This window comes from Methylobacterium sp. J-070 (genome assembly GCF_022829385.1).
In the GTDB taxonomy this organism is placed as follows: Bacteria; Pseudomonadota; Alphaproteobacteria; order Rhizobiales; family Beijerinckiaceae; genus Methylobacterium.
On record NZ_JAKSXX010000026.1, the window covers coordinates 1 to 19358 of the forward strand.

21 protein-coding genes and 1 pseudogene are annotated in these 19358 nt (G+C 69.5%); 1 reads left to right on the plus strand and 21 read right to left on the minus strand.

Going from position 1 to position 19358, the window contains the following annotated elements:
• From MKL01_RS01045 to MKL01_RS01110, 14 genes and pseudogenes are all read right to left on the minus strand, one after another.
• A partial coding sequence (locus MKL01_RS01045; protein WP_243903386.1) for a hypothetical protein occupies positions 1–301 on the minus strand: 301 nt, incomplete at its 3' end.
• A pseudogene (fliF, locus tag MKL01_RS01050) lies at positions 301–1958 on the minus strand (flagellar basal-body MS-ring/collar protein FliF). The pseudogene fliF and the gene MKL01_RS01045, both read right to left, overlap by 1 nt.
• A 172-nt stretch (positions 1959–2130) precedes the next feature.
• The gene (locus tag MKL01_RS01055) at positions 2131–3300 is read right to left on the minus strand and encodes a flagellin (protein ID WP_243903387.1); all 1170 of its coding nucleotides are present in this window, start codon (positions 3298–3300) and stop codon (positions 2131–2133) included.
• Positions 3301–3582: 282 nt separating this feature from the next.
• A complete protein-coding gene (fliP, locus tag MKL01_RS01060; RefSeq protein ID WP_243903388.1) occupies positions 3583–4320 on the minus strand; it encodes a flagellar type III secretion system pore protein FliP in 738 nt (245 codons plus the stop codon).
• Positions 4321–4436: 116 nt separating this feature from the next.
• Positions 4437–4919 carry a flagellar basal body-associated FliL family protein gene (locus MKL01_RS01065; protein WP_243903389.1) on the minus strand — a complete coding sequence of 161 codons (483 nt, stop codon included), beginning with the start codon at positions 4917–4919 and terminating at the stop codon, positions 4437–4439.
• 19 nt (positions 4920–4938) lie between these two features.
• Positions 4939–5739 (minus strand): flagellar basal body L-ring protein FlgH, encoded by an 801-nt coding sequence (gene flgH / locus MKL01_RS01070; RefSeq protein ID WP_243903390.1) that lies wholly within the window; start codon positions 5737–5739, stop codon positions 4939–4941.
• Positions 5736–6365, minus strand: coding sequence for a MotE family protein (locus MKL01_RS01075; protein ID WP_243903391.1), 630 nt, complete (start codon positions 6363–6365; stop codon positions 5736–5738). Before MKL01_RS01075 ends, flgH begins: the two co-directional genes overlap by 4 nt.
• On the minus strand, positions 6362–7462 hold the full coding sequence (flgI, locus tag MKL01_RS01080) for a flagellar basal body P-ring protein FlgI (protein ID WP_243903392.1): 1101 nt from the start codon (positions 7460–7462) through the stop codon (positions 6362–6364). The genes MKL01_RS01075 and flgI overlap by 4 nt, the downstream gene beginning before the upstream one ends.
• Complete coding sequence (flgA, locus tag MKL01_RS01085; protein ID WP_243903393.1) at positions 7462–7932, minus strand: flagellar basal body P-ring formation chaperone FlgA; 471 nt, start codon at positions 7930–7932, stop codon at positions 7462–7464. Before flgA ends, flgI begins: the two co-directional genes overlap by 1 nt.
• Before the next feature lie 25 nt (positions 7933–7957).
• Positions 7958–8746 (minus strand): flagellar basal-body rod protein FlgG, encoded by a 789-nt coding sequence (gene flgG, locus MKL01_RS01090; RefSeq protein WP_243903394.1) that lies wholly within the window; start codon positions 8744–8746, stop codon positions 7958–7960.
• A 96-nt stretch (positions 8747–8842) separates the two neighbouring features.
• Positions 8843–9175 carry a flagellar hook-basal body complex protein FliE gene (locus tag MKL01_RS01095; RefSeq protein WP_243903395.1) on the minus strand — a complete coding sequence of 111 codons (333 nt, stop codon included), beginning with the start codon at positions 9173–9175 and terminating at the stop codon, positions 8843–8845.
• Positions 9175–9591, minus strand: coding sequence for a flagellar basal body rod protein FlgC (flgC, locus tag MKL01_RS01100; protein ID WP_243903396.1), 417 nt, complete (start codon positions 9589–9591; stop codon positions 9175–9177). The genes MKL01_RS01095 and flgC overlap by 1 nt, the downstream gene beginning before the upstream one ends.
• A complete protein-coding gene (gene flgB / locus MKL01_RS01105; RefSeq protein WP_243903397.1) occupies positions 9588–9974 on the minus strand; it encodes a flagellar basal body rod protein FlgB in 387 nt (128 codons plus the stop codon). The genes flgC and flgB overlap by 4 nt, the downstream gene beginning before the upstream one ends.
• Before the next feature lie 221 nt (positions 9975–10195).
• On the minus strand, positions 10196–10879 hold the full coding sequence (locus MKL01_RS01110; protein WP_243903398.1) for a winged helix-turn-helix domain-containing protein: 684 nt from the start codon (positions 10877–10879) through the stop codon (positions 10196–10198).
• 307 nt (positions 10880–11186) lie between these two features.
• Here MKL01_RS01110 and MKL01_RS01115 point away from each other — a divergent pair, with 307 nt between their 5' ends.
• Positions 11187–13841 (plus strand): heparinase, encoded by a 2655-nt coding sequence (locus MKL01_RS01115; RefSeq protein WP_243903399.1) that lies wholly within the window; start codon positions 11187–11189, stop codon positions 13839–13841.
• Between the two features lie 141 nt (positions 13842–13982).
• On the opposite strand, the gene MKL01_RS01120 is transcribed toward MKL01_RS01115, so the two are convergent.
• The 7 genes from MKL01_RS01120 to fliQ all read right to left on the minus strand — a co-directional run bounded on the left by MKL01_RS01120 (position 13983) and on the right by fliQ (position 19006).
• Complete coding sequence (locus tag MKL01_RS01120) at positions 13983–14432, minus strand: hypothetical protein (protein WP_243903400.1); 450 nt, start codon at positions 14430–14432, stop codon at positions 13983–13985.
• Positions 14433–14438: 6 nt separating this feature from the next.
• Positions 14439–14774, minus strand: a complete 336-nt coding sequence (locus MKL01_RS01125) for a flagellar protein FlgN (RefSeq protein WP_243903401.1) — start codon at positions 14772–14774, stop codon at positions 14439–14441.
• A 26-nt stretch (positions 14775–14800) separates the two neighbouring features.
• A complete protein-coding gene (locus MKL01_RS35915; RefSeq protein WP_243903402.1) occupies positions 14801–15277 on the minus strand; it encodes a rod-binding protein in 477 nt (158 codons plus the stop codon).
• Positions 15274–15786 (minus strand): hypothetical protein, encoded by a 513-nt coding sequence (locus tag MKL01_RS01135; protein ID WP_243903403.1) that lies wholly within the window; start codon positions 15784–15786, stop codon positions 15274–15276. The genes MKL01_RS35915 and MKL01_RS01135 overlap by 4 nt, the downstream gene beginning before the upstream one ends.
• Position 15787: 1 nt before the next feature.
• A complete protein-coding gene (fliR, locus tag MKL01_RS01140; RefSeq protein WP_243903404.1) occupies positions 15788–16534 on the minus strand; it encodes a flagellar biosynthesis protein FliR in 747 nt (248 codons plus the stop codon).
• 6 nt (positions 16535–16540) lie between these two features.
• Complete coding sequence (flhA, locus tag MKL01_RS01145) at positions 16541–18631, minus strand: flagellar biosynthesis protein FlhA (RefSeq protein ID WP_243903405.1); 2091 nt, start codon at positions 18629–18631, stop codon at positions 16541–16543.
• Positions 18632–18739: 108 nt separating this feature from the next.
• Positions 18740–19006 (minus strand): flagellar biosynthesis protein FliQ, encoded by a 267-nt coding sequence (fliQ, locus tag MKL01_RS01150; protein ID WP_243903406.1) that lies wholly within the window; start codon positions 19004–19006, stop codon positions 18740–18742.
• Positions 19007–19358: the final 352 nt, after the last annotated feature.

Genomic DNA, 19358 nt, shown 5'->3' on the forward strand with positions numbered 1-19358 from the left:
GTCCGACCCGCGTCCATGAGGGTCGAACACCGCCAATTTGGCAAGCATCGGACCTTTTGAACCAAGGAGCCTCGTCATGAACACGCAGATCCGTCAGGTCCTCGGGATCGTTTCGGGGCAAAGATCCAACCGCATCGGCCTCCGCCCGCGCGGCCGCCGCGAGGGCGTCGAGATCCGGCGGCGGCGCCGGCGCCGGCGCCGGATCGGCCCCCGCACGCTTGGGCGTCAGCGCCGAGAAGGCCGAGGAGGCGCGCTGGCCCTTGCCCGAGAAGACGGTCCAGACCGGAGGTGCCGCCGCCATCACGCGGCCTCTTCGCGGGTGAGCCATTGCTTCAGGATGTTGGCGACCTGCTCCTCGTCGAGCTCGACCAGCTGCTCAAGTCGGCGGATCGGCGAGCGTGCCATCTGATCGGTCAGATCCTCGATGAGGTTGGGCTGCTGGGCCGCCTCCTCCTCGGCGTGCAGCGCGTCGAACGCCACCGCGCCGTCCGGCGTGGCCAGCGCGAGCTCGGTACCCGTGTCGGACCCGTGGGCGAGGATCGCGTTCACGGCCGGGCGCAGGCCGAACCAGATCAGCAGGCAGCCGACGATCAGGATCGTGGCGGCGTTGATCAGGGTTCCGGACTGGCGCATCAGCACGTCGCCGAAGCCGAGCGACGGGGCGGGGGCGAGCGGCTGACCGTCGTTCACGAAACTGACCGCCGCCACCTTGATCTGGTCGCCCCGGCCCTTGTTGAAGCCCGACGCCGAGGCGACGAGCTGCTCGATCTCGGCGATCTGCGGTTCGACCTCGACCTTGACCGCGTCCTTGGTGCCGTCCTTCGCGCCGTCCTTGGCCCCGCCGGCGAGGGATTCGAGCCGGGACCGGTTCACCAGCACGGCGACCGACAGGTTCTTGACGGAGTAGCCGTCGCTGACGGTCGAGACCGTCTTCGAGGAGATCTCGAAGTTCGACAGCTCCTCGCGGCGCTGGCTCTCGGAATTCGAACTCTCGTTCCCCGCGGACTGGACGTTCTGGCCGGGCAGGTTCTGCTGGGCGGTGGTCGGCTTCTGCGGGGCGCGGTTCTGCGAGTTCTCCGATTCCTTGATGGTCCGCAGCGAGCGCTCGACCTTCTGGTCCGGGTTGAAGATCGTCTCGTCGGTCTTGGTCTTGTCCGTGTTCAGTCGCGCGACGACGCTGACCTCGAAGTTGTTCGGGCCGAGATAGGGGGTGAGTGTCCGGCGGATATTGTCCTGGATCTCCCGGTTGACGGTCTGCTCCAGGGTCGCCAGGCGCCCGGCCGGCGCCGTCGTGGCGTCGTCCCCGGCGAGCAGGACCGTCCCGTCGGTGTTGAGCACGGTGACCTTGTCGGGCTTCATGCCGGGGATCGCCGCGGCCACCAGCTGGCGGATGGCGGGGCGACCGACGGATCGTTGGCCGGCTCCGTCCGCACCACCACCGAGGCCGAGGCGGGCTGCTGCTCGCGGCGGAACGAGCCCGGATCCGGCATCACGATGTGGACGCGGGCCGCCTTGACGCCCTTGAGGGTCTGGATGGTGCGGGCGATCTCGCCCTCCAGGGCGCGGACCCGGGTGATGTCCTGCATGAACGAGGTCAGGCCCAGGGAGCCCAGGTCGTTGAACAGCTCGTAGCCGGCCTTGCCGCTCTGGGGCAGGCCCTTCTCGGCGAGCAGCATGCGCGCCTGGGCGGTCTGCCCGTAGCTGACCAGGACCGCGGTCCCGTCCGCGCTGACGTCGAACGGGATGCCGGCATCCTTGAGCGCGGCCCCCATGCGGGTCACGTCGTCGCGGCTCAGGCCGGCGTAGAGGGTCTCCCGCAGGGGACGGCTGAGGTAATAGGCGCCCAGGCCGACGGCCAGGAACACGGTCAGTCCGACAAGTCCCAGGGCGATCAGCCGCCGGGGGCCGAGCTCCAGAATATTGGTCCAAAGCTTTTCGAGGTGCGCGCGACCGGGCATCGACGGGACTCAGACCTCCAGCACCCCACGGGCTCGTCGTCAGCCTTGGCCGATCAACCTTGCGCGGAGATGGCGGCGCGCGCCGGACCACGACGAAAAAGGGCCGCGCGCCCGAAGACGCGCGGCCCGCATCCGCCCGGGGGCGGATGCTGTCGTTGCTGTGCGTTCCGCCTTACGAGCGGAACAGGCTCAGGATCGACTGCGTGCTCTGGTTGGCGATCGTGAGCGCCTGGATGCCGAGCTGCTGCTGGGTCTGCAGGGCCTTCAGGCGGGTCGACTCCTCCTCCATATCGGCATCCACCAGGGTGCCGATGCTGGTCGTGTTGGCCTTCGTCAGGGCGTCGATGAAGTTCTTCTGCGACTCAACCTGGAGCTGCATCGAGCCGAGCACGCTGGCCGAGTCCTGGATCGACTTCTGAGCCCGGTCGACGACCTGGATGAACGCGCGGATCTTCGAGAGGTCCGTGTTCTGGCTGGTCGTGATATCGATGTCCTTGACCGCCAGCTGGTACTGCTTCCGGAAGCCGTTCTCGTCCGTACCGAAGACGGCGTACTGGGTATTCAGGATGCCGCCCTTGCCGTCTGCGCCCTTCGTGGCCGCCTTGTTGGCGGTTTCCACGGCCGTATCGAAGGTCGACTTGGCCGTGTTGTAGGTATTCGTCGCATTCGTCCACGTCGTGAGATCGCCGGCGGTCTGCGCGCTGGTCTTGTAGGTCGTCGCGGCCGCGTCGTAGCTGGACTTGGCGGTCTGGTAGGTGGCGAGGGACGTCTGCGAGGCGTCCGTGCCGCTCGTGCCGGCGGTGGTGTTCTTGTCGTAGAGCTTGACCGTGTTCAGATCGACTTCGAGGTTGTCGACCTGGATGTTGCCCTGAACGCGGGTGAAGGACGACACGATCTTGCGGATGTTCTGATAGCCGCTGCCGCTGGTCGAGTCGATCGAGAGCCAGGACTCGCCGCCCTGGGACGCGCCGGTCGCGACCTGCTTCAGCTGGGTCAGAAGGGAGTTGATCTCGGTCTGCGTCTTGAACTTGTCCGTTCCGGGCGACAGCGAGAGGTTCAGCTTGCCCTGGATCGACTTCAGGATGTCGTTCGCCTGGTTCAGGCCCTGGTAGGCGATGTTCACGGAGTTTCCGCCGAGGCCGAGGCCCTGCTTGACGGCGCCGATGCTGTTGTTGTCCGAGCGGAGGGAGGTGGCGATCGACCAGTAGGCCGCGCCGTCCTTAGCGGTGTTGATCGAAAGGCCCGTCGAGACGCGCTCGTTCGATTGCTCCAACGACTGGTTGGTGCTCTTGAGGGTTTGCAGCGCCGTCAGCGCGGAGGTGTTGGTCAGCAGGCTCGACATGAAGATGTCCCTTCAATGATGAAGACGTTCGGGGGACATGTCGGGTTTTCACCGGCATGGCAGGGCGGCATCATGCCTTCGACCCGTCGCGCCGAGCACGGGGTCAACCTGCCATCAATCTCGTAGGCACTGTCGCGATCGCACCGGCGTGGGCGGATCGCTCTTCTGCCTTCCGACACTGTTCACATGGACAACTCCGCGAGACAAGTCAACGACGGATTCATAATTTTGCTTGCCCGCGGAGTGTCGATGCCCGTTATGAAGTAAAAATTCGACGTATAATTAGAAATAAGACTTTACGAGACCGCTGATAAGCATGTTCCAGCCGTCGATCAAGACGAAGAACAGGATCTTGAACGGTAGAGAGATCACCGTCGGCGGGAGCATCATCATGCCCATCGACATGACCACGACGGCGATGACCATGTCGATGACCAGGAAGGGCAGCGCGATCAGGAACCCGATCTCGAAGCCGCGGCGCAATTCGGAGATCATGAAGGCCGGGATCAGCACCCGGAGGTCCGTCCGGCCGCCGTCCGGGGCGTTGGGCAGATTCGCCGCCGCGATCTCCGCGAAGGTGTCGAGGTCCTTCGGGCGGACATGCGCCAGCATGAAGTCCCGGAACGGCGCGGTCACCTTGGCGAAGGCCTCCTCCTCGGTGATCCTGTTCTCGGTCAGCGGGCGGACGCCGTCCTGCCACGCGCGGTCGAAGGTCGGCCCCATGACGTAGAAGGTCATGAACAGCGACAGGCTGATCAGCACGAGGTTCGCCGGGGAGCTCTGCAGGCCGAGGCCCGACCGGAGGAAGGAGAGCGCGACGACGAATCGGGTGAAGCTCGTCACCATGACGAGCAGGCCCGGCGCGATCGACAGCACGGTCATCAGCGCGATGAGCTGGATCATCCGGCCGCTGATTGACCCGTTCCCCGGGGGCAGCACCTGATCGAGGCCGAAGCCCTGGGCGCTCGCGGCCGTGGCGGCGAGGAGCAGCGGGCTCGCCAGAAAGACGCGACGCAGCATGGCGGGACCGGTCCTGATGTTCGTTCGGCGGCGGGTGCGCTTGGCGCCGGGTGGGGCCGGTCCCGGCGACGGGGCGCGCGTTGAAGCGAGGCCGCCCCGGGGATCGGCCGGTCGCGCTACTGGACGATCAGCGTCTCGATGAAGAAGTCGCGGGCCTGACCCTTGCTGCGCACCTGGACCCGCTCGGCCAGGTCCTCGCGCAGGTGGCTCAGGCCGCTCGGCCCCTCGATCTGGGCGAGCGACAGGGTCCGCAGGTAGGCGACGATGTCCTGGCGGATCTCCGCCGCCATGGCCTCGGGGTTGGTGAAGGTTCCGGACTTCACCACGAAGGACGATTCGAGCCGGATCCAGACGTCGCTGGGGCTCGCGATGTTCGTCACCACGGTGCCGAGATTCGTCACGGCGGAGCCGGCCTCGTAGGTGGCCACCTCCTGGACCTTCTCCTCCTGGGCCTTCTTCCGCTCGTCCACGGCCTGCTCGGCCCGGTTCATCATGTAGAGGCCGCTGGCGCCGCCGACGCCGACCGCCAGGAGCGTGAGGACCGCGAGGAGCAGCAGCCAGCGGGTCCTGGCCGGGCCGGATTCGGTGTCTGATGCCATGAGCCTGTCCGATGCCGCTTCAGAACGGCGTGACCAGGTCGTAGACCTGCTGAACCACGGCCGGCTGCTGCACCTCCATGAGCCGCCCCCGTCCGCCGTAGGAGACCCGCGCCTCCGCGATCTTGTCGTAGTCGATCGTGTTCCGGCGCGAGATGTCGCGCGGCCGGACGATGCCGGCGATGTTCAGGACCCGGACCTCGTAATTGACCCGCACCTCCTGGGAGCCGCTGATCAGGATGTTGCCGTTGGGGAAGACGTGCGTGACCACCGCCGCCACCGACAGCCGGAGCTGTTCCTTGCGGTCGATGGTGCCCTGCCCCTTGGTCGACGAGTTGCCGTTGACCTCGTAGTGGTTCTTCGACTCCGGCGACAGGCCGAACAGGTCGAGCTGGACGTCGAGGCTCGACTTCTCCCGCGAATCCCGCGACCGGTCGGTGGCGTTGTCGAACTGGGCCTTGTCGTTCATCGCGACCATCACGGTCAGGACGTCGCCGACGTTCTTGGCGCGGGGGTCCTGGAACAGGTCGGCGCTCTGCTGGGCCCAGGTCGAGTGGTAACCCGGCCGCGCCGATCCGACGTAGAGCTGCGGCACCGAATCGTGGTTCGGATCGATGCCGAGGCCCACGGGACTCAACGCCGGCGCCTTGCCGATCTCCTGGATGGGTGTCGCGCAGGCCCCGAGAGCGGTGAGCACCGCGAGGGCGGCGACGGCCGCCCCCGCACGCGCCGCCACCGCCAACGGGTCCGGGCCCTCGACCCGGCGCGCGCCCCTGCGCTGCGCCGGCTGCCGCGTCGGCGGGGAGCGTTCCAGCCGCTTCATCCTGATGTCTCGCTGTCCTGCGGGCGGCGTTCCCCCTGATCCTGGCGCGGCTCGGAGGGCGCCTTGGTTGTCTCGGCGGGCCGGAACGGCACCGGTTCCTTCGGGGGGGTGTTGGTGATGACGTTGGCCAGGCGCGCGGCCCGGCCGGGATCCATCTCGTTCATGATCGCGCTGGCGACGCGCGGCTCGAGGCGGGTCAGGATCGCGGCGGCCGCCTCGGTGTCCATGGCGGTCAGTTGCTGCGACGCGGCCTCGGGGCGCATCTTGGCGTAGATCGCCGTGACGCTCTCGTCCGCCTTGGCGAGGAAGGCCTGCCGGCGCTTCAGCCACGTCTCGTACTCGGCGCGCTTGGCCTCCAGCTGGCCGATGCGCGCCTCGACGTCCTTGGCCAGGGCCGCGAGCGCTTCCTTCTGCCAGGTGAAGCGGGCGTCGGCGGCGGCGCTGGCGATGCCCGCGCAGTACTGCGCGGACCGCGCCTCCTCGGCCTTCGGTTCGGCCGGCTTCTGCTGGGCCGTCGCGCGGTCCGCCGGCAGCAGCCCCCCCGGCAGCAGGGCAAGTGCCCCGAGGGCGAGGCCAAGCCGGCGGTGCCGGTTGCCTGTGCGGCGCACGGGGGCGGAGCCGGTCATTGGATCACCAGCTCCGCCTGAAGGGCGCCCGCCGTCTTCACGGCCTGCAGGATGGCGATCACGTCCGTCGGCTTCATGCCCACGTTGTTCAGGCCGCGAATCAGGGTCTGCAGGTCGGGTCCCGACACGATGGCCAGGCGGCCCAGCTGCTCGGCCGCCTGGATGTCGGTGCGCGGCACCACGGTCGTCTGCCCGTCCGAGAACGGGGCCGGCTGCGACACCTGCGGCGTCTCCGTGATGCGCACCGTCAGGTCGCCGTGCGTCACCGCCACGGTGGAGACCTGGACGTTGCGGCCGATGACGACGGTGCCGGTCCGCTGGTCGATCACCACCTTCGCGGGGATGTCCGGCTGGACCTGCAATTCGCCGATCTCCGCCATGAACCGCGTCCGCCCGACCTGGCCGGGCCGGGACAGGACCACGGTGCGGTAGTCGCGCGGGCTCGCGGCGCGCCGGCCGTACTTCCGCAGCGTGTAGGCGTTGATCGCGTCCGAGATCAGGACGGCGGTCTGGAAGTCCGGGTTCTTCAGTTCGAGGGCCATGCCGGGCAGGTCCCTGAAGGTGCCGGCCACCGCGTGCTCCACCAGGGCGCCGTTGGGGATCCGCGCGGCCGTCGACACGCCCGAGATCAGCGATTCGGCTTGCCCGGTGGCGCTGAAGCCCGAGACCACGAGGGCGCCCTGGGCCACCGCGTAGACCTGACCGTCGCCGCCCGAGAGGGGGGTCATCAGCAGGGTGCCGCCGCGCAGGGAGGTCGCGTCGCCCATGGAGTTCACCGCGACGTCGACCCGCGAACCCGGCTCGACATAGGCCGGGAGGTTGGCCGTCACCATCACGGCCGCGACGTTGCGGGTCCGCAGCCGCTGGTCGCGGACATTGATGCCCAGCCGGTCGAGCATCGATTGCAGGGATTGCTCGGTGAACTGCGAGTTGCGCAGGGTGTCGCCGGTGCTCTGCAGGCCGGTGACGAGCCCGTAGCCGACGATCTGGTTGTCGCGCACGCCCTGGAGCGCCGCGATGTCCTTGATCCGCGTCGCCGCCGCGGGGGCGGGCCAGAGGGCGAGGCCGGCCAGGACGAGGAGGACGAGCCCGCGCATCACGGCTGCCCCGTCCGCACCCGGCCGTCGGGCTGGACGACGCCCTGGACCACCCGCCCCGTGGCGGTGTTCCGGACGTTGACCGCCTCGTTGACCGCCGCGTTCGCCAGGGCCGTGCCCAGGGTCGAGATCGAGACGCCGTGCTCCTCGAAGACGATCGTGGTCGGCGCGCCGCGGGTCACCAGCCTCGCCTCCTCGATGGCGATGGACGGGATCGTCTCGCCGGGCAGCAGCGTCCGCCGCGCGATCCGGCCGACGGCGCGCCCCGTCGAATCGACGACTGGCAGACGCGGCCTGTAGTTCTCCGGGAACGCCTGCTCCCGGAGCATCGCCGGCTTGATCACGTCGCCCGCGTAGATCGTCGCCACCGGGACCGGCAGGGTCTGCTCCCCTGCCGCGGCCGGGGCGGCGGCGAGGCCGACCGCCCAGGCGGCGCCCAGGGTCCGGGCGATCCGGGCCGCGATTCGCACGGGGCGAGCGTCCTGAGCCATGACGTCAGCGGATGCCCTTCGAGACCGTGCCGGCCATCTCGTCCGCCGCCTGGATCACCTTGGAGTTCATCTCGAACGCCCGCTGAGCCGAGATCAGGTTGGTGATCTCCTTGACCGGATCGACGTTCGACATCTCCAGATAGCCCTGATTGACCTTGCCGAAGCCCGGATCGGCGGCGAACCCGGTCACCGGCAGGCCCGAGGCCGCCGTCTCGCGGTACAGGCCGTTGCCGAGGGGCTCGAGGCCGGCATCGTTGGTGAAGTTGGCGAGCTGCAGCTGGCCGATCGTCTGCGGCAGCTGCTGGCCGTCGATCTTGACCATCACCTGGCCGGTCTCGTTGACCACCACGTCGATGGCGTTCTGCGGGATGATGATCGCCGGATCGACGCTGTAGCCTTCGGCCGTGACCAGGCGCCCGTCGGCGTTCTTGTTGAAGGAGCCGGCGCGGGTGTAGTTGATCTCGCCGTTCGGCATCGTGACCTGGAACCAGCCGCGGCCGTTGATCGCCAGGTCGAGGGGGTTGGTGGTGTTGGTGAGCGGGCCCTGGCGGTGCAGGTTCCGGATCGCCGTGTTGCGGACGCCGAGGCCCAGCATGGCGCCCTCGGGGATCGCCGCCTCGCCGGCCTGGATCGGGACGCCCGCGGGCCGCTCGGCCTGATAGATCAGGTCCTTGAACTCCGCGCGGGCCGCCTTGAACGCCGTGGTGTTCAGGTTCGAGATGTTGTTGGCGATGACTTCGACGTTCAGCTGCTGGGCGTTCATGCCCGTGGCCGCGATGGCGAGCGCTCTCATGATCAGGTCCTTGCGCCGGAAAAGAAGGGGGCCGTGTTTGGGGGATCGGCGGCGCATCGTCCCTGGGCGGGGGCGCCGCCGGGGCGGGTTGCCGGGTCAGATCGCCATGCGGACGATTTCCAGGTAGGCCGACACGACCTTGTCGCGGATCGCCACCGCGGTCTGGAGCGTCTGCTCGGCCGACATGACCGCCTCGACCACCGACTGGGTCGAGGCCTTGCCCTGGATCCCCGAGATCGCGGTCGCTTCGCCGGTCTTCACGGTGTCGCGCATGTGACCGGCGACCTGGGCCATGAGATCGCCGAAGCTGGCGGCGCCCGCCGCGGGGGCGGTCTGCCGGACCCCCGGTATCGCGAGGCCGAAGTCGCTCGGCCCGAAGACGGAGGTCTTGTCGGACGTGCTTGCGAGGGCGGCGAGAGACTGAAGCATCACGTCCTCAGCAGTTCGATGATGCCGGCGACCATCGAGCGGGTCTGCTTGATCATCTGCAGATTGGCCTCGTAGGACCGGTTGGCCTCCCGCATGTCGGCCATCTCGATCAGCATGTTCACGTTCGGCAGCTTGACGTTGCCGTTCTGATCCGCCGCCGGATGGCCGGGATCGTACTCGACCCGGAACGGCGCCTTGTCCTCGCCGATCTGGCGGACCGCGACGGCCGCGGTCCCGGAGGCGCGGTCGAGGGCGGTGCGGAACGTGATCGTCTTGCGCGTGTAGGGATCCGAGCCCGCCGTCTGCCCCGTCGACTGGGCGTTGGCGATGTTCTCCGCGATGACCCGCATGCGCTCGGACTGGGCCCCCATGCCGGAGCCGGCGATCCGCGAGGAGGCGACCAGGGGATCGATCACTGCCCGCTCCTCACGCTCATGGCCAGCATCCGGTTGAACGACTTGACGATGCCGCCGTTGAGGGCCTGATCCCGGCTCACCTCGCCGGCCTTCATCAGCTGTTCCTCGATGTTGACCGAGTTGCCGGAATGCACGACGTCCCAGCCGTCCGAGGAGGCCGCCCGGGCCGGCCGCGCGCCGGGCCCGTCGATCTCCAGGTGGCTGGCATGCGTGGCCGCCATCGACAGGGCGGTCTTGTTCAGCACGTCCCTGAACGGGGTCAGGTCCCGGGCCTGGTAGCCGGGCGTGTTGACGTTGGCGACGTTCCCCGAGATCACGGCCTGGCGCGCCGTGAGGTGCTGCAGCTGCCGGGATGCGAGATTGAACAGGAAGATCGGGTTCATGACCGGTCGGCTTTCCGTCTTGGCGAATGCGAGGCGGTTCCCGGCGTCGGGGGACCGACCCCCGCCCGCCGCGTTGGGTGGGTGGCCCGCTCTGGCGTGACAGTTCGCTGTCGGCGGATCTTTGCGCGGGCTGTCTTGTCCGAAGCTTGCGGTGGTGCGGGCCTGGCTGGCCAGGATCGTCCGGCTCAGGGCGCCGGGCCGGACAGCGCAGGCCGGCCCGATCAGTTCACGAAGGCGTATCCGAGATAGCGCCGCACCTCGATCGGATCGAAGCTCAGTTTCTGCCGAAGCTTCTTCCGAAGCTTGCTGATGTGCCCCTCGATCACGCTCTCGTCCACGTCGTCGGTGAAGGCGCCGTAGACCGCGTTGAACACCTGCTCTTTGGTCATCCGGCGTCCGCGGTTGCGCACCAGGAATTCGAGGATCTGGCGCTCGCGCCGCGGCAGCGTGATCTTCTCGCCGTCGATGTCCGGGTCGCGGCCGTCGAAATAGACCTTCAGCCGTGCCGTCCGATCCGCCATCGCGGTGTCCTTGGCGGACTCGCGCTGCGACCGCCGCCAGACCGCCTCGGTCCGGGCGAGGATCTCGCGGACATGAACCGGCTTGCGGACGACGTCGTCGATACCGGATCCGAAGAGCTGCAGGGTCTCGGTCAGGCAGCGCGTCTCGATCATCGCGATGATCGGCGCGCTCGACCGCTTCTGGATCAGCTCCGGCCATTCCGATCGCTGCGCGCAGTCGCCCAGGAGGAAGCCCTGGACCGCATCGAGATCCGTCCCGGGCGCGGTCTGCAGCCAGTCCTTGAAATCGGAGGCCAGTAATCCGACTGAAGAAACACCTTCTCTACAAAAATTGGCGACATATCCATCTGTCACCATCGGTCTCTCATCGACAATGACGTACATTGTCCAAAGATCCTTTCCGTCAATAACGCAGTAATTGATGGTCAAGACGCTGGGTGATTGAGTTACTGCGACGTGTTATGCAAGGCTGAACCAAATGGAACGGTGGGTCAACAATTTGACGGCATCGTTGTTGTCCGCGTCGATCTTCAAAAACATAGAAAAAATTCAAGATCCATGGCGAAGTTGAGAGCATTTTGACAAAAATTATACGCACGATCACTGATCGGGAACAACATAGATCTGTCATGCTGCGGTATCGCTGCGGCGGTCTGGTGCCGCGCCGGCCTCGAGAGTTTCGCCTGATCCGATGCACGAACGACACGCTCTGAGGCCCGCATCGGCGCGAGCGGATGCCGGCGCACCCCACCCGGCCGCCACGGACCACGTCGTCGGCAACCGGAATCGCTGGTCGCGGGTGGTCCTCGCCTTCGCGGGCCTCGCCGCGGACCAGTGGTATGAGTTCGGCGCATGCATGCTCTGCGAGTCCGTGGAGGCGGCCGCCGCCGCCAAGGACTTCGCGGCGATCGGCCTCGCCTTCCTCGCCGAGGACCGGTCGGAGATCGATTTCGCGCATGTGCCGGGGCTGGCCCGGACCTCCATGGATGCACACGGAGACTGGCTCGCCGGGCCCGGGGCGGGCGATGGCGCGCGCGTCCTCCCGGTCCGGCGCCGCTTCTACCTTCCCGACCCCGCCGCCGAGGTGGCGGTCGTCATCCGGAGCTGGCGCAACACCCGGCCGTTCCGAATCATCGACCCGGAGATAAGGCCGGCCGGGCCCGGCGCAGCCCCGCCGGCGGACGCGGTTTTGCCGCCGGCGGGCCGGCTGACGCGGGACGGCCGGATCCGCCTCGGTGTCCGGCCCGTCTGGTTCCGGCACGGGCTCGTCCCGGGCCGCGGCCTCGTCGTCAAGGGGCAGGTGCTCGCGCGGGGGCCGTCGCAGGGCGCCCTGGCCCGAATCGTCTTCCGCGACGCGCGCGGCGGCCCGCTCCCGCCGCCCTACCCCGACACCCTGGCCACGCTGGCAAACCCCGCCTTCCTGGACATCCCGGTCCATCGGCAGGCCTATCGCTTCACCTTGAAGATCTCACCGCCGCCGCAGGCCGCGACCCTGGAGATCGGCTTCGCCGTCTGGGAGGCGGGCGCGGACCTCGCCCTGGCGGGGCCGCCGGACGTGTTCCTCGACGACGACCTGAGGCTGGCGGACCTGGCGGACGACGCGGATCCGGGCGCCGGGGCGTTCCTGGCGCGGCTGCTCGGCCGCCTCGGCGGCTCCGGGGCGGAGGGTGCCGCCCCCCCGGCGTCGATCCGGCCCTACCTCGATCCCGCCCGCCTGGCGGAAAGGCCTTCGCCGCTGCGCGGCTTCGCGCGCCTGCGCGACGGACGCGCCGCGTGCGTCCTCGCGGAGGGGGCGGTCCGGATCGCGCCCCAGCCGGCCTGGACGCTCCCGGAGGTGCCAGACTGGGCGGCCGATCCGTTCCGGTCGCGGGCGTGGCGGCTGGCGTTCCAGTCCCTCGCCTGGGCCGGCGCCGCCGCCGAGGACCCGGACCGCGGGGTTCGCGCGGGCGCGGTCGCCGCCGCCGTGTCGTGGTCCCGGGCGAATCCCTGGGGCCGGCCGGCGGACGGGCTGAGCCTGCATCCGGCCTGCATGGCGCTGCGTCTCGAGGCGATGCTGGGCCTGCTGGGGGCCGCCACGCAGGACCCGGCGGCGGGTCTCGCGGTCGAGACCCTGGGCGGCGAGGTCGTCCGGCACGCCGCGGCCCTGGCGGAGATCCTCGCCCAGCACACGGTGGCGGGATCGCTGCTGGATGTTCAGGTCGCCGCCGCCCTGCTGTCGGCCGGTCTCGCCCTCCCGGATTTCCCGATGGCGCGGCACTGGACCGATCTGGCCGCCACCGCCCTGCGCGGCGGCTTCGCGGCGCTGATCGGGCCCGACGGCACCGTGGCGGAGCCGTCCTATCACCGCAGCCTGGAACTCCTCACCCTCGCGATCGCCCTCGCGCCCGCCCTGAGCGGCCGGCCGGATCTGGCCGCCCTCGCCGAACTCCTCGACCAGCGCCTCCCCAGGGTCTGGGCCGGCCTCGCCGCGCTGATCGAGCCGGACGGCGCCCTCCCCCCGTTCGACGACGCCCCCGATCACCCCGACCGGACGGGCTGGCTGCGGCGGCTGGCGGCGTCGCGGGCCTGGCCCGAGGCGCCGTCCGCTGTGCCGGGGCCGGCGGGCGGCGGGCCGAGCCCCTCCGACGCGGGCCGGCCCGGCACCCTCGCGGTGCGCAGGCCGGACGACGGGGCGGGATGGTCCGCCTTCACGGCGGATTTCTCCGAGCAGGTCCATCCGCAGGATCACCGGGATTGCACCGCGTTCACCTTCGCCACCGGCGGCCTGCGCTGGATCACCGAGGGGGCGGGCCGGCACGCGGTGACGGCCCGGGCGCACAACGTCGTCATCCCGGACGGCCGCGAGCCGGGGGCGGGCGGGGCCTTCGCCCGCGCCCCCGTCCGGCTGGGCGCGGCCACCCTGCACCGCATCGAGACCGGCGTGCACGGGCCGGATTATGGGCACCTCCGCGCCTTCGTCCTGCTGGAGGATCTCTCCGGCCTGGCCGTCCTCGACCGGTTCCTGGCCGGGGACCGTCCCGTCTCGGTCGAGGGGTTCCTGCATTTCGACCCGTCCGCGGCGGTCGCCCTCGACGCGTCCCGGCGGGTGTTCTGCCTGCGCGGCCAGCGGCAGCTGCACGTGGTGCCCCACACCGTCTCCGGGCGTCTCGCCGACCTGGCGGTGAGCCGCGCCTGGGCCGGTCCGGGATCGAATCACGGGGCGTCGGGCGGCGCCGTGGTCCGCTACGGATTGTCGGGCGTGCGGAGCGTGGCCGGCGGCGTGCTGATCGCCGCGTCGGCGGACAGCCTGAGCCGCCTCGCGCGGGCGGTGGAGGACGACGCGTTCCGGCAAGCCTTCGCGGACTGACGCGCCCGCGCGGCGGACGCGACCGGGGCTGCGGCGGTCCCTGCATCCGGTCCGCGCCACCGCGCCGGGACCCCGGACAGCCCGCGGCGGCACCCGGTCGACGGTCAACGCGGCCGCCGGGTCGGGCCGCCGCGCATCCGCCTAGCTGCGGATGTCCTTCCTGGTGACGAAGTTGAAGTTCTCGACCATCACGTCCTTGACGATGTCGGAACCCAGCCGCTCATTGACCCGCCGCTTGATCTCCTCCAGGCGCCTGTTGATGTCGTACTTCTTGAGATTGCGAAAATCGAGGTCGCCGTCGCCGTAGATTTGCCGGAACGATTCGTCCATCACGAACGGCGCCGGCGTCACGCCCATGCCCTTGATGAGGTGCGAATCGGCCGTGAAGATCATCGTGGCCATGACGTAGCCCTGGACGCTGCCCTCGGCGATGATCGGAATGTTGAGCGGGCGCAGCTTCTGGTAGATCAGGCCCTCCAGGTACTCCTCGGCCTTCGGCTTGGGCAGGGCCGGCAACCAGGTGATCACCGCGAAGCTGGACAGGACCGTGATCGCGCAGATCCAGAGTCCGGTGACGACGATCCGGGTCACGGGCGATCACTCCTGGAAGCGCAGGGCGGCGGAGTAGGTGCCGTCGGATTCCGCGCTCTGGATCATGGTCGAGACGATATCCGAGACCTCCTGCATGGCGCGCAGCTGGATGCCGAGGAGTTCGTGGTTGCGCCGGAGCTTGCCGCGGAGGCGTTCCAGGCAGTCGATCTCCGGGGGGCTGAGCTGCGTGCCATCGACCGCCCGGCCGAGACGCGCGAGTTCCACCAGACTCTGGCTCTTGCGCCGGTTGAACTCGTCCTGCTCCCGCAGGTCGTGCGCCGCGAGCGCGGCGGTCTCGGCATCGATAATGGATTCGAGGCGGCTCAGGGATGACAGCAGCATGGTCCGGGTCCGTTGAAGGGGCGCTCTCAGGCCGTCGGCGTCCGGCCGCCGGGCGCCGGCTCGCCCGATCCGGGATGCGCGGCGTCGATCATCCGGGCGATGCCGATGCCGCCGGCCTTGGCGAGCTGGGCGCCGAGCTGCTCCGCCAGCATCGACTTCCAGATCGCCCCGGCATTGCCCTTGCCGAACACCGCCGCGGCCCCCTGCGGCAGCATCGAATCGACGAAGCTCTGCAGGACGAAGGCCTCGAATTGCTGGGCCGGGCTCCCCTTGGGACGCGGGGCCGCGAGGGTCGCGGCGGTGCGGAAGCGGGTCAGCACCGTGTCGGGGCTCGGCTGCGCCATGGCGGGGACGCCGGGCCGGCCGGCCGCGGCCGCGCCGAGCGCGTCGGCGAAGGTCGCCGGGGCGCCCTGCGCGAGAGTGCTGACGGCCGCCTGATAGCGGGCCGGGTCGGCGGCGCGCGCCACGTCAAGGACGATGTCGGAGGGCGGTTGGACGCTCACGGCACGCTCGTATCCGGATGGGCGGGACCGCGACCGGCCTGGTCTTCGGGGCCGGTCGAACCCTGCGCGGTGGCGGGACTATCGGGCTCGTCCGGATGCCTATCCGGCTTGGCTGGCGGGAGGCTTGCCTCGGCGGTGGAGAGGCGGTCGAGCCGCTCGGCCCAGTCGCGCTTCTCCAGGTGCTGCCGGTGCTCGGCTTCGAGGCGGCCGGTCCACAGCTCGGTCTGCCGGTGCTGGCTTGCCCGCTCGAGGAGCTTCCGCGCGGAGACCTCCCGCTCGGCCCGCAGTCCCTGGGCCGTGACCGCGAGGCTCTTCAGGCGCGGGATCGCGGTCGCCCGGAGCGGCTCGTGGAACGCGGAGGCCTCGTTGAGCGCGCGAATCAGATCCGCCTGCGCGGCGTCGGCCGCCTGAACCCGGCGCTCCAGGACGGCGAGTTCCCGCTCGGCGAGCTGGCGCATCCGGTCCTGGAGGCGCAGGAGCCGCGTGGCCCGGCGGAGCCGCGTCTGCATGTCAGCCCCTCCTGAGCCAGTGCTCGTAGGCGCCGATGAACTGCGCGAGCATGTCGTTGGAGAGGAACATCAGCAGGAGCAGGCCGCCGAACAGGACGAACGGGGTCGCGATGAAGAAGACCGGGATCTGCGGCGTGAGCTTGTTGGCAAGCCCCATGGCGAGGTTCACCAGCACGGAATAGATCACGAACGGGCTCGTCACCCGCACGGCCATGATGAACGCCTCGGTGATCCGGTCGACGAAGCCCGCCAGCATCGGCCCCGCTCCGAACGGGGTCCCGGCCGGGATGCGGTCGTAGGAGGCGACCAGGCCGCGCAGCAGCTCCCAGTGCAGATCCATGGCGAAGATCAGCATCGTCGCCGCGATCATGACCAGCGATCCGGCCAGCGACACCCCCTCGCTCTCGGCGACCGGGTTGCCCGGGATGCCGCCGAGGCCGATCATGGTCGCCAGGGCGCTCGCCATCGTCTCGAGGGCGAAATGGAAGGCCCGGCCGAAGAAGCCGATGGCGAGGCCGGTGAGCGTCTCGCAGCCGATCCACCACAGGGTGTCGGCCGGCGCGGCGTCCCGCAGCTGCGTGCCGAACTTCGGCAGCAGCAGCGGCGCCACCGCGAGGGTCACCGTCAGGGCGATGAACAGGCGGACGCGCTGGGCCACCCGGGTGCTCGACAGGCCCGGGGCGACCATCAGGCAGCCGCCGACGCGGCAGAAGATCACGAACACGCCGAGGAGCGCCTCCGGGATCATCGGCGGTCAGGAGACCGTGCCGAGGGACTTGATCTCGACGCCCCGGGCGATCTCGACGTGCGACAGCACCGCGACCGTGGGGAAGAGGCGTTCGATGATCATCCGCACGTAGCTGCGGACCTCCGGCGCGGTGACCAGGGCGAATCGGTGGGCGGTCTTCATGTGGGTGCGGATCGCCTCGGAGGCCTCGACGCCGAACTGCTCGATGAGCCGGGGATCCATGTCGATCTCCGCCACGTCGCCCTTGGTGTCGCGCTTGAGGGCCTGGTGGAAGCTGAGATCCCAGCGGCTTCCCAGGCGCAGGACGCTGAGGACACCGTTCTCGGCGATGTCGCCGCAGATCTGCTGCGCGATCCTGAGGCGGACATGCTCGGCGATCTGCTCGGCCCGGCGCGCGTGGGGGACGATCTCCGCGATGGCCTCGATGATCAGGTGCAGGTTCCGGATCGACACCCGCTCGGCGACCAGCAGCTTGAGCACCGCCTGCAGCCCCGAATACGAGATCTGCGACGGGCAGATGTCGTCGACCAGGCGCTTGTACTCCGGATCGAGCCGGTCGATCAGCATCCGCATGTCCTTGTAGGACAGGAGCTGCGGCAGGTTGTTGCGGATGACCTCGCTGACATGGGTCAGCATGACGGAGTGCCAATCGATCGGGCTGAAGCCCTCGCGCCGCGCCTCCTGGGCATAGGCCTCCGGCACCCAGACCGCCCGCATCCCGAAGGCCGGCTCGCGCACCTCCTCGCCCGCGATGGTGGGCAGCGGCCCGTCGCCCACGACGATCATCGTCTCGCCGGGGCGGACCTGCTGCGCGGCGATGACGGTCCCGTGGATCGCGATCTCGTAGGTCTTGCTCGGGACCATGACCGATTCGACGAGCTTGATGTCCGGAATGACGAACCCGTACTGCTGGGCGAATTTCCGGCGCATCCGGCCGACCCGGTGGGCCAGTTCCTCCTGCGTCGGCTGGATCTGGACCGCGAGGTGCTTGCCGAGGCGGAGCTCGATCTCGGCGGTCTTCAGCGAGTCCTTCACGGCCTCGCTCTCCTGGCGCTCGAGCAGGAGCTGCCGCTCCTTGGCCTCGGTCTCGGCCTCGACCTTCGACTTCGCCTCGGCGATGCGGCGGGGGATCAGGTAGGCGATCGTGGCCATCAGGGCGCTCAGGACGGCGAACGGCACGAACGGCATTCCGGGCATGATCGCGAAGACCAGCATCAGCCCGGCGGCGACGTAGAGCGCCCGGGGATAGGCGCCGAGCTGGCCGAGGACCGCCTGCTCGGCCGTGCCGCGGGTCCCGCCCTTGGACACCAGCAGACCCGCGGCCAGGGACACGATCAGGGCCGGGATCTGCGAGACGAGGCCGTCACCCACGGAGAGCTTGGTGAACACGTCGGCCGCCTTCGCCAGCGGCAGGCCGTGGCGGGTGACGCCGATGATGATCCCGCCGAAGATGTTGACCGCGATGACGATCAGGCTGGCGACCGCCTCGCCGCGCACGAACTTCGAGGCGCCGTCCATGGAGCCGAAGAATGCGCTCTCCTCCTCGAGCTCGCGCCGCCGCTGCTGGGCTTCCTTGTCGTCGATGAGGCCCGCCGACAGGTCCGCGTCGATCGCCATCTGCTTGCCGGGGATCGCGTCCAGGGTGAAGCGCGCCCCGACCTCGGCGATCCGGGTCGCGCCCTTGGTGATCACCAGGAAGTTGACCGTGATCAGGATGGCGAAGACCACCAGCCCGATCACGAAGTCGCCGCTCATGACGAACTGCGAGAAGCCCTGGATCACGTGGCCGGCCGCGTCGACGCCCGCATCGCCGTTGGCGAGGATCAGGCGCGTCGTCGCGATCCCGAGCGCCAGGCGCAGGAGCGTCGCGATCAGCAGGATCGTCGGAAAGGACGAGAATTCCAGCGGCTTCTGGATCCAGAGCGCGACCATCAGGATCAGCACGGCCAGCGCGATGGAGAGCGCCAGCCCGATGTCGATCAGCACCGCCGGAACCGGCAGGAACAGGACCGCGAGGATCGCGATGATCCCGATCGCGAACCACACATCGCGCCGGACCCTGCCCTCCGGCGCGAGCGCTTCTACGGCCGCTGCCACGCTCTCGACCCCCTCTGTCTCGAAGCCGCTTCTGGACCAGCAAGCTTGCGCCTGGGTTGCGCCGCGCCCGGCCCCCGTCCGGCGGGGCGTCCGGTCTTCCGGCGCCGCTCAGAAGCCGGACACGATCCGGCCGTAGACCAGCTCGGTGAAGGCGTAGATCTGACCGCCGACGAAGGACCCGGTGACGATCATCACGATCAGGACCACCACGATCTTCGGCACGAAGGTGAGGGTGACTTCCTGGATCTGGGTCAGCGCCTGGAACAGGGCGATCAGCACCCCCACGATCATCGCCGCCGCCACCGACGGTCCGGAGGCGATGATGATCGTCCAGATCGCCGTGCGGACGAGTTCAAGGGCATCGATCTCGTTCATGATACCGGCCGGATATGACGGGGACGGCGGCGTGCGCCGGGAGCGCGGGTCATCGGATCCGGGCCGATCGGCGCGCCCGGGGGCACGGGCGTCCCGGGATCACGGACCAGGGGGTGCATCAGCGATGGCGCCGCATGGTCTTACCCGAACCGGCCTCCCCTGCGGCGGACCGTGCGCCCGGGCGCGCCGCGCCTTCGGGGCCGTCGGCCGTGCGGGACCGCGCGTCGCGCAGGCCCGCGTGTGCCGCTCCGGCTCGGACGGTCCCGACGGCGCCGCGACCGGTTCAGGCCCGGCCCATCGTGCCAAACGTCCGGATCGGCAGGACGCGCCACGTCTTCGATCCGCGTGGTCC

Excerpts from the sequence above, each read along its gene's own strand:
- MKL01_RS01135 (WP_243903403.1), bottom strand. The coding sequence starts at position 15,786 with ATGCAGACGCGGCTCCGCCGGGCCACGCGGCTCCTGCGCCTCCAGGAC.
- MKL01_RS01055 (WP_243903387.1), bottom strand. The coding sequence starts at position 3,300 with ATGTCGAGCCTGCTGACCAACACCTCCGCGCTGACGGCGCTGCAAACC.
- MKL01_RS01075 (WP_243903391.1), bottom strand. The coding sequence starts at position 6,365 with ATGACCGGCTCCGCCCCCGTGCGCCGCACAGGCAACCGGCACCGCCGG.
- MKL01_RS01115 (WP_243903399.1), top strand. The coding sequence starts at position 11,187 with ATGCACGAACGACACGCTCTGAGGCCCGCATCGGCGCGAGCGGATGCC.
- fliP (WP_243903388.1), bottom strand. The coding sequence starts at position 4,320 with ATGCTGCGTCGCGTCTTTCTGGCGAGCCCGCTGCTCCTCGCCGCCACG.
- flgH (WP_243903390.1), bottom strand. The coding sequence starts at position 5,739 with ATGAAGCGGCTGGAACGCTCCCCGCCGACGCGGCAGCCGGCGCAGCGC.
- MKL01_RS01125 (WP_243903401.1), bottom strand. The coding sequence starts at position 14,774 with ATGCTGCTGTCATCCCTGAGCCGCCTCGAATCCATTATCGATGCCGAG.
- flgG (WP_243903394.1), bottom strand. The coding sequence starts at position 8,746 with ATGAGAGCGCTCGCCATCGCGGCCACGGGCATGAACGCCCAGCAGCTG.
- MKL01_RS01110 (WP_243903398.1), bottom strand. The coding sequence starts at position 10,879 with ATGTACGTCATTGTCGATGAGAGACCGATGGTGACAGATGGATATGTC.
- MKL01_RS01095 (WP_243903395.1), bottom strand. The coding sequence starts at position 9,175 with ATGCTTCAGTCTCTCGCCGCCCTCGCAAGCACGTCCGACAAGACCTCC.
- flgI (WP_243903392.1), bottom strand. The coding sequence starts at position 7,462 with ATGCGCGGGCTCGTCCTCCTCGTCCTGGCCGGCCTCGCCCTCTGGCCC.
- fliR (WP_243903404.1), bottom strand. The coding sequence starts at position 16,534 with ATGATCCCGGAGGCGCTCCTCGGCGTGTTCGTGATCTTCTGCCGCGTC.
- fliQ (WP_243903406.1), bottom strand. The coding sequence starts at position 19,006 with ATGAACGAGATCGATGCCCTTGAACTCGTCCGCACGGCGATCTGGACG.
- flgB (WP_243903397.1), bottom strand. The coding sequence starts at position 9,974 with ATGAACCCGATCTTCCTGTTCAATCTCGCATCCCGGCAGCTGCAGCAC.
- MKL01_RS01065 (WP_243903389.1), bottom strand. The coding sequence starts at position 4,919 with ATGGCATCAGACACCGAATCCGGCCCGGCCAGGACCCGCTGGCTGCTG.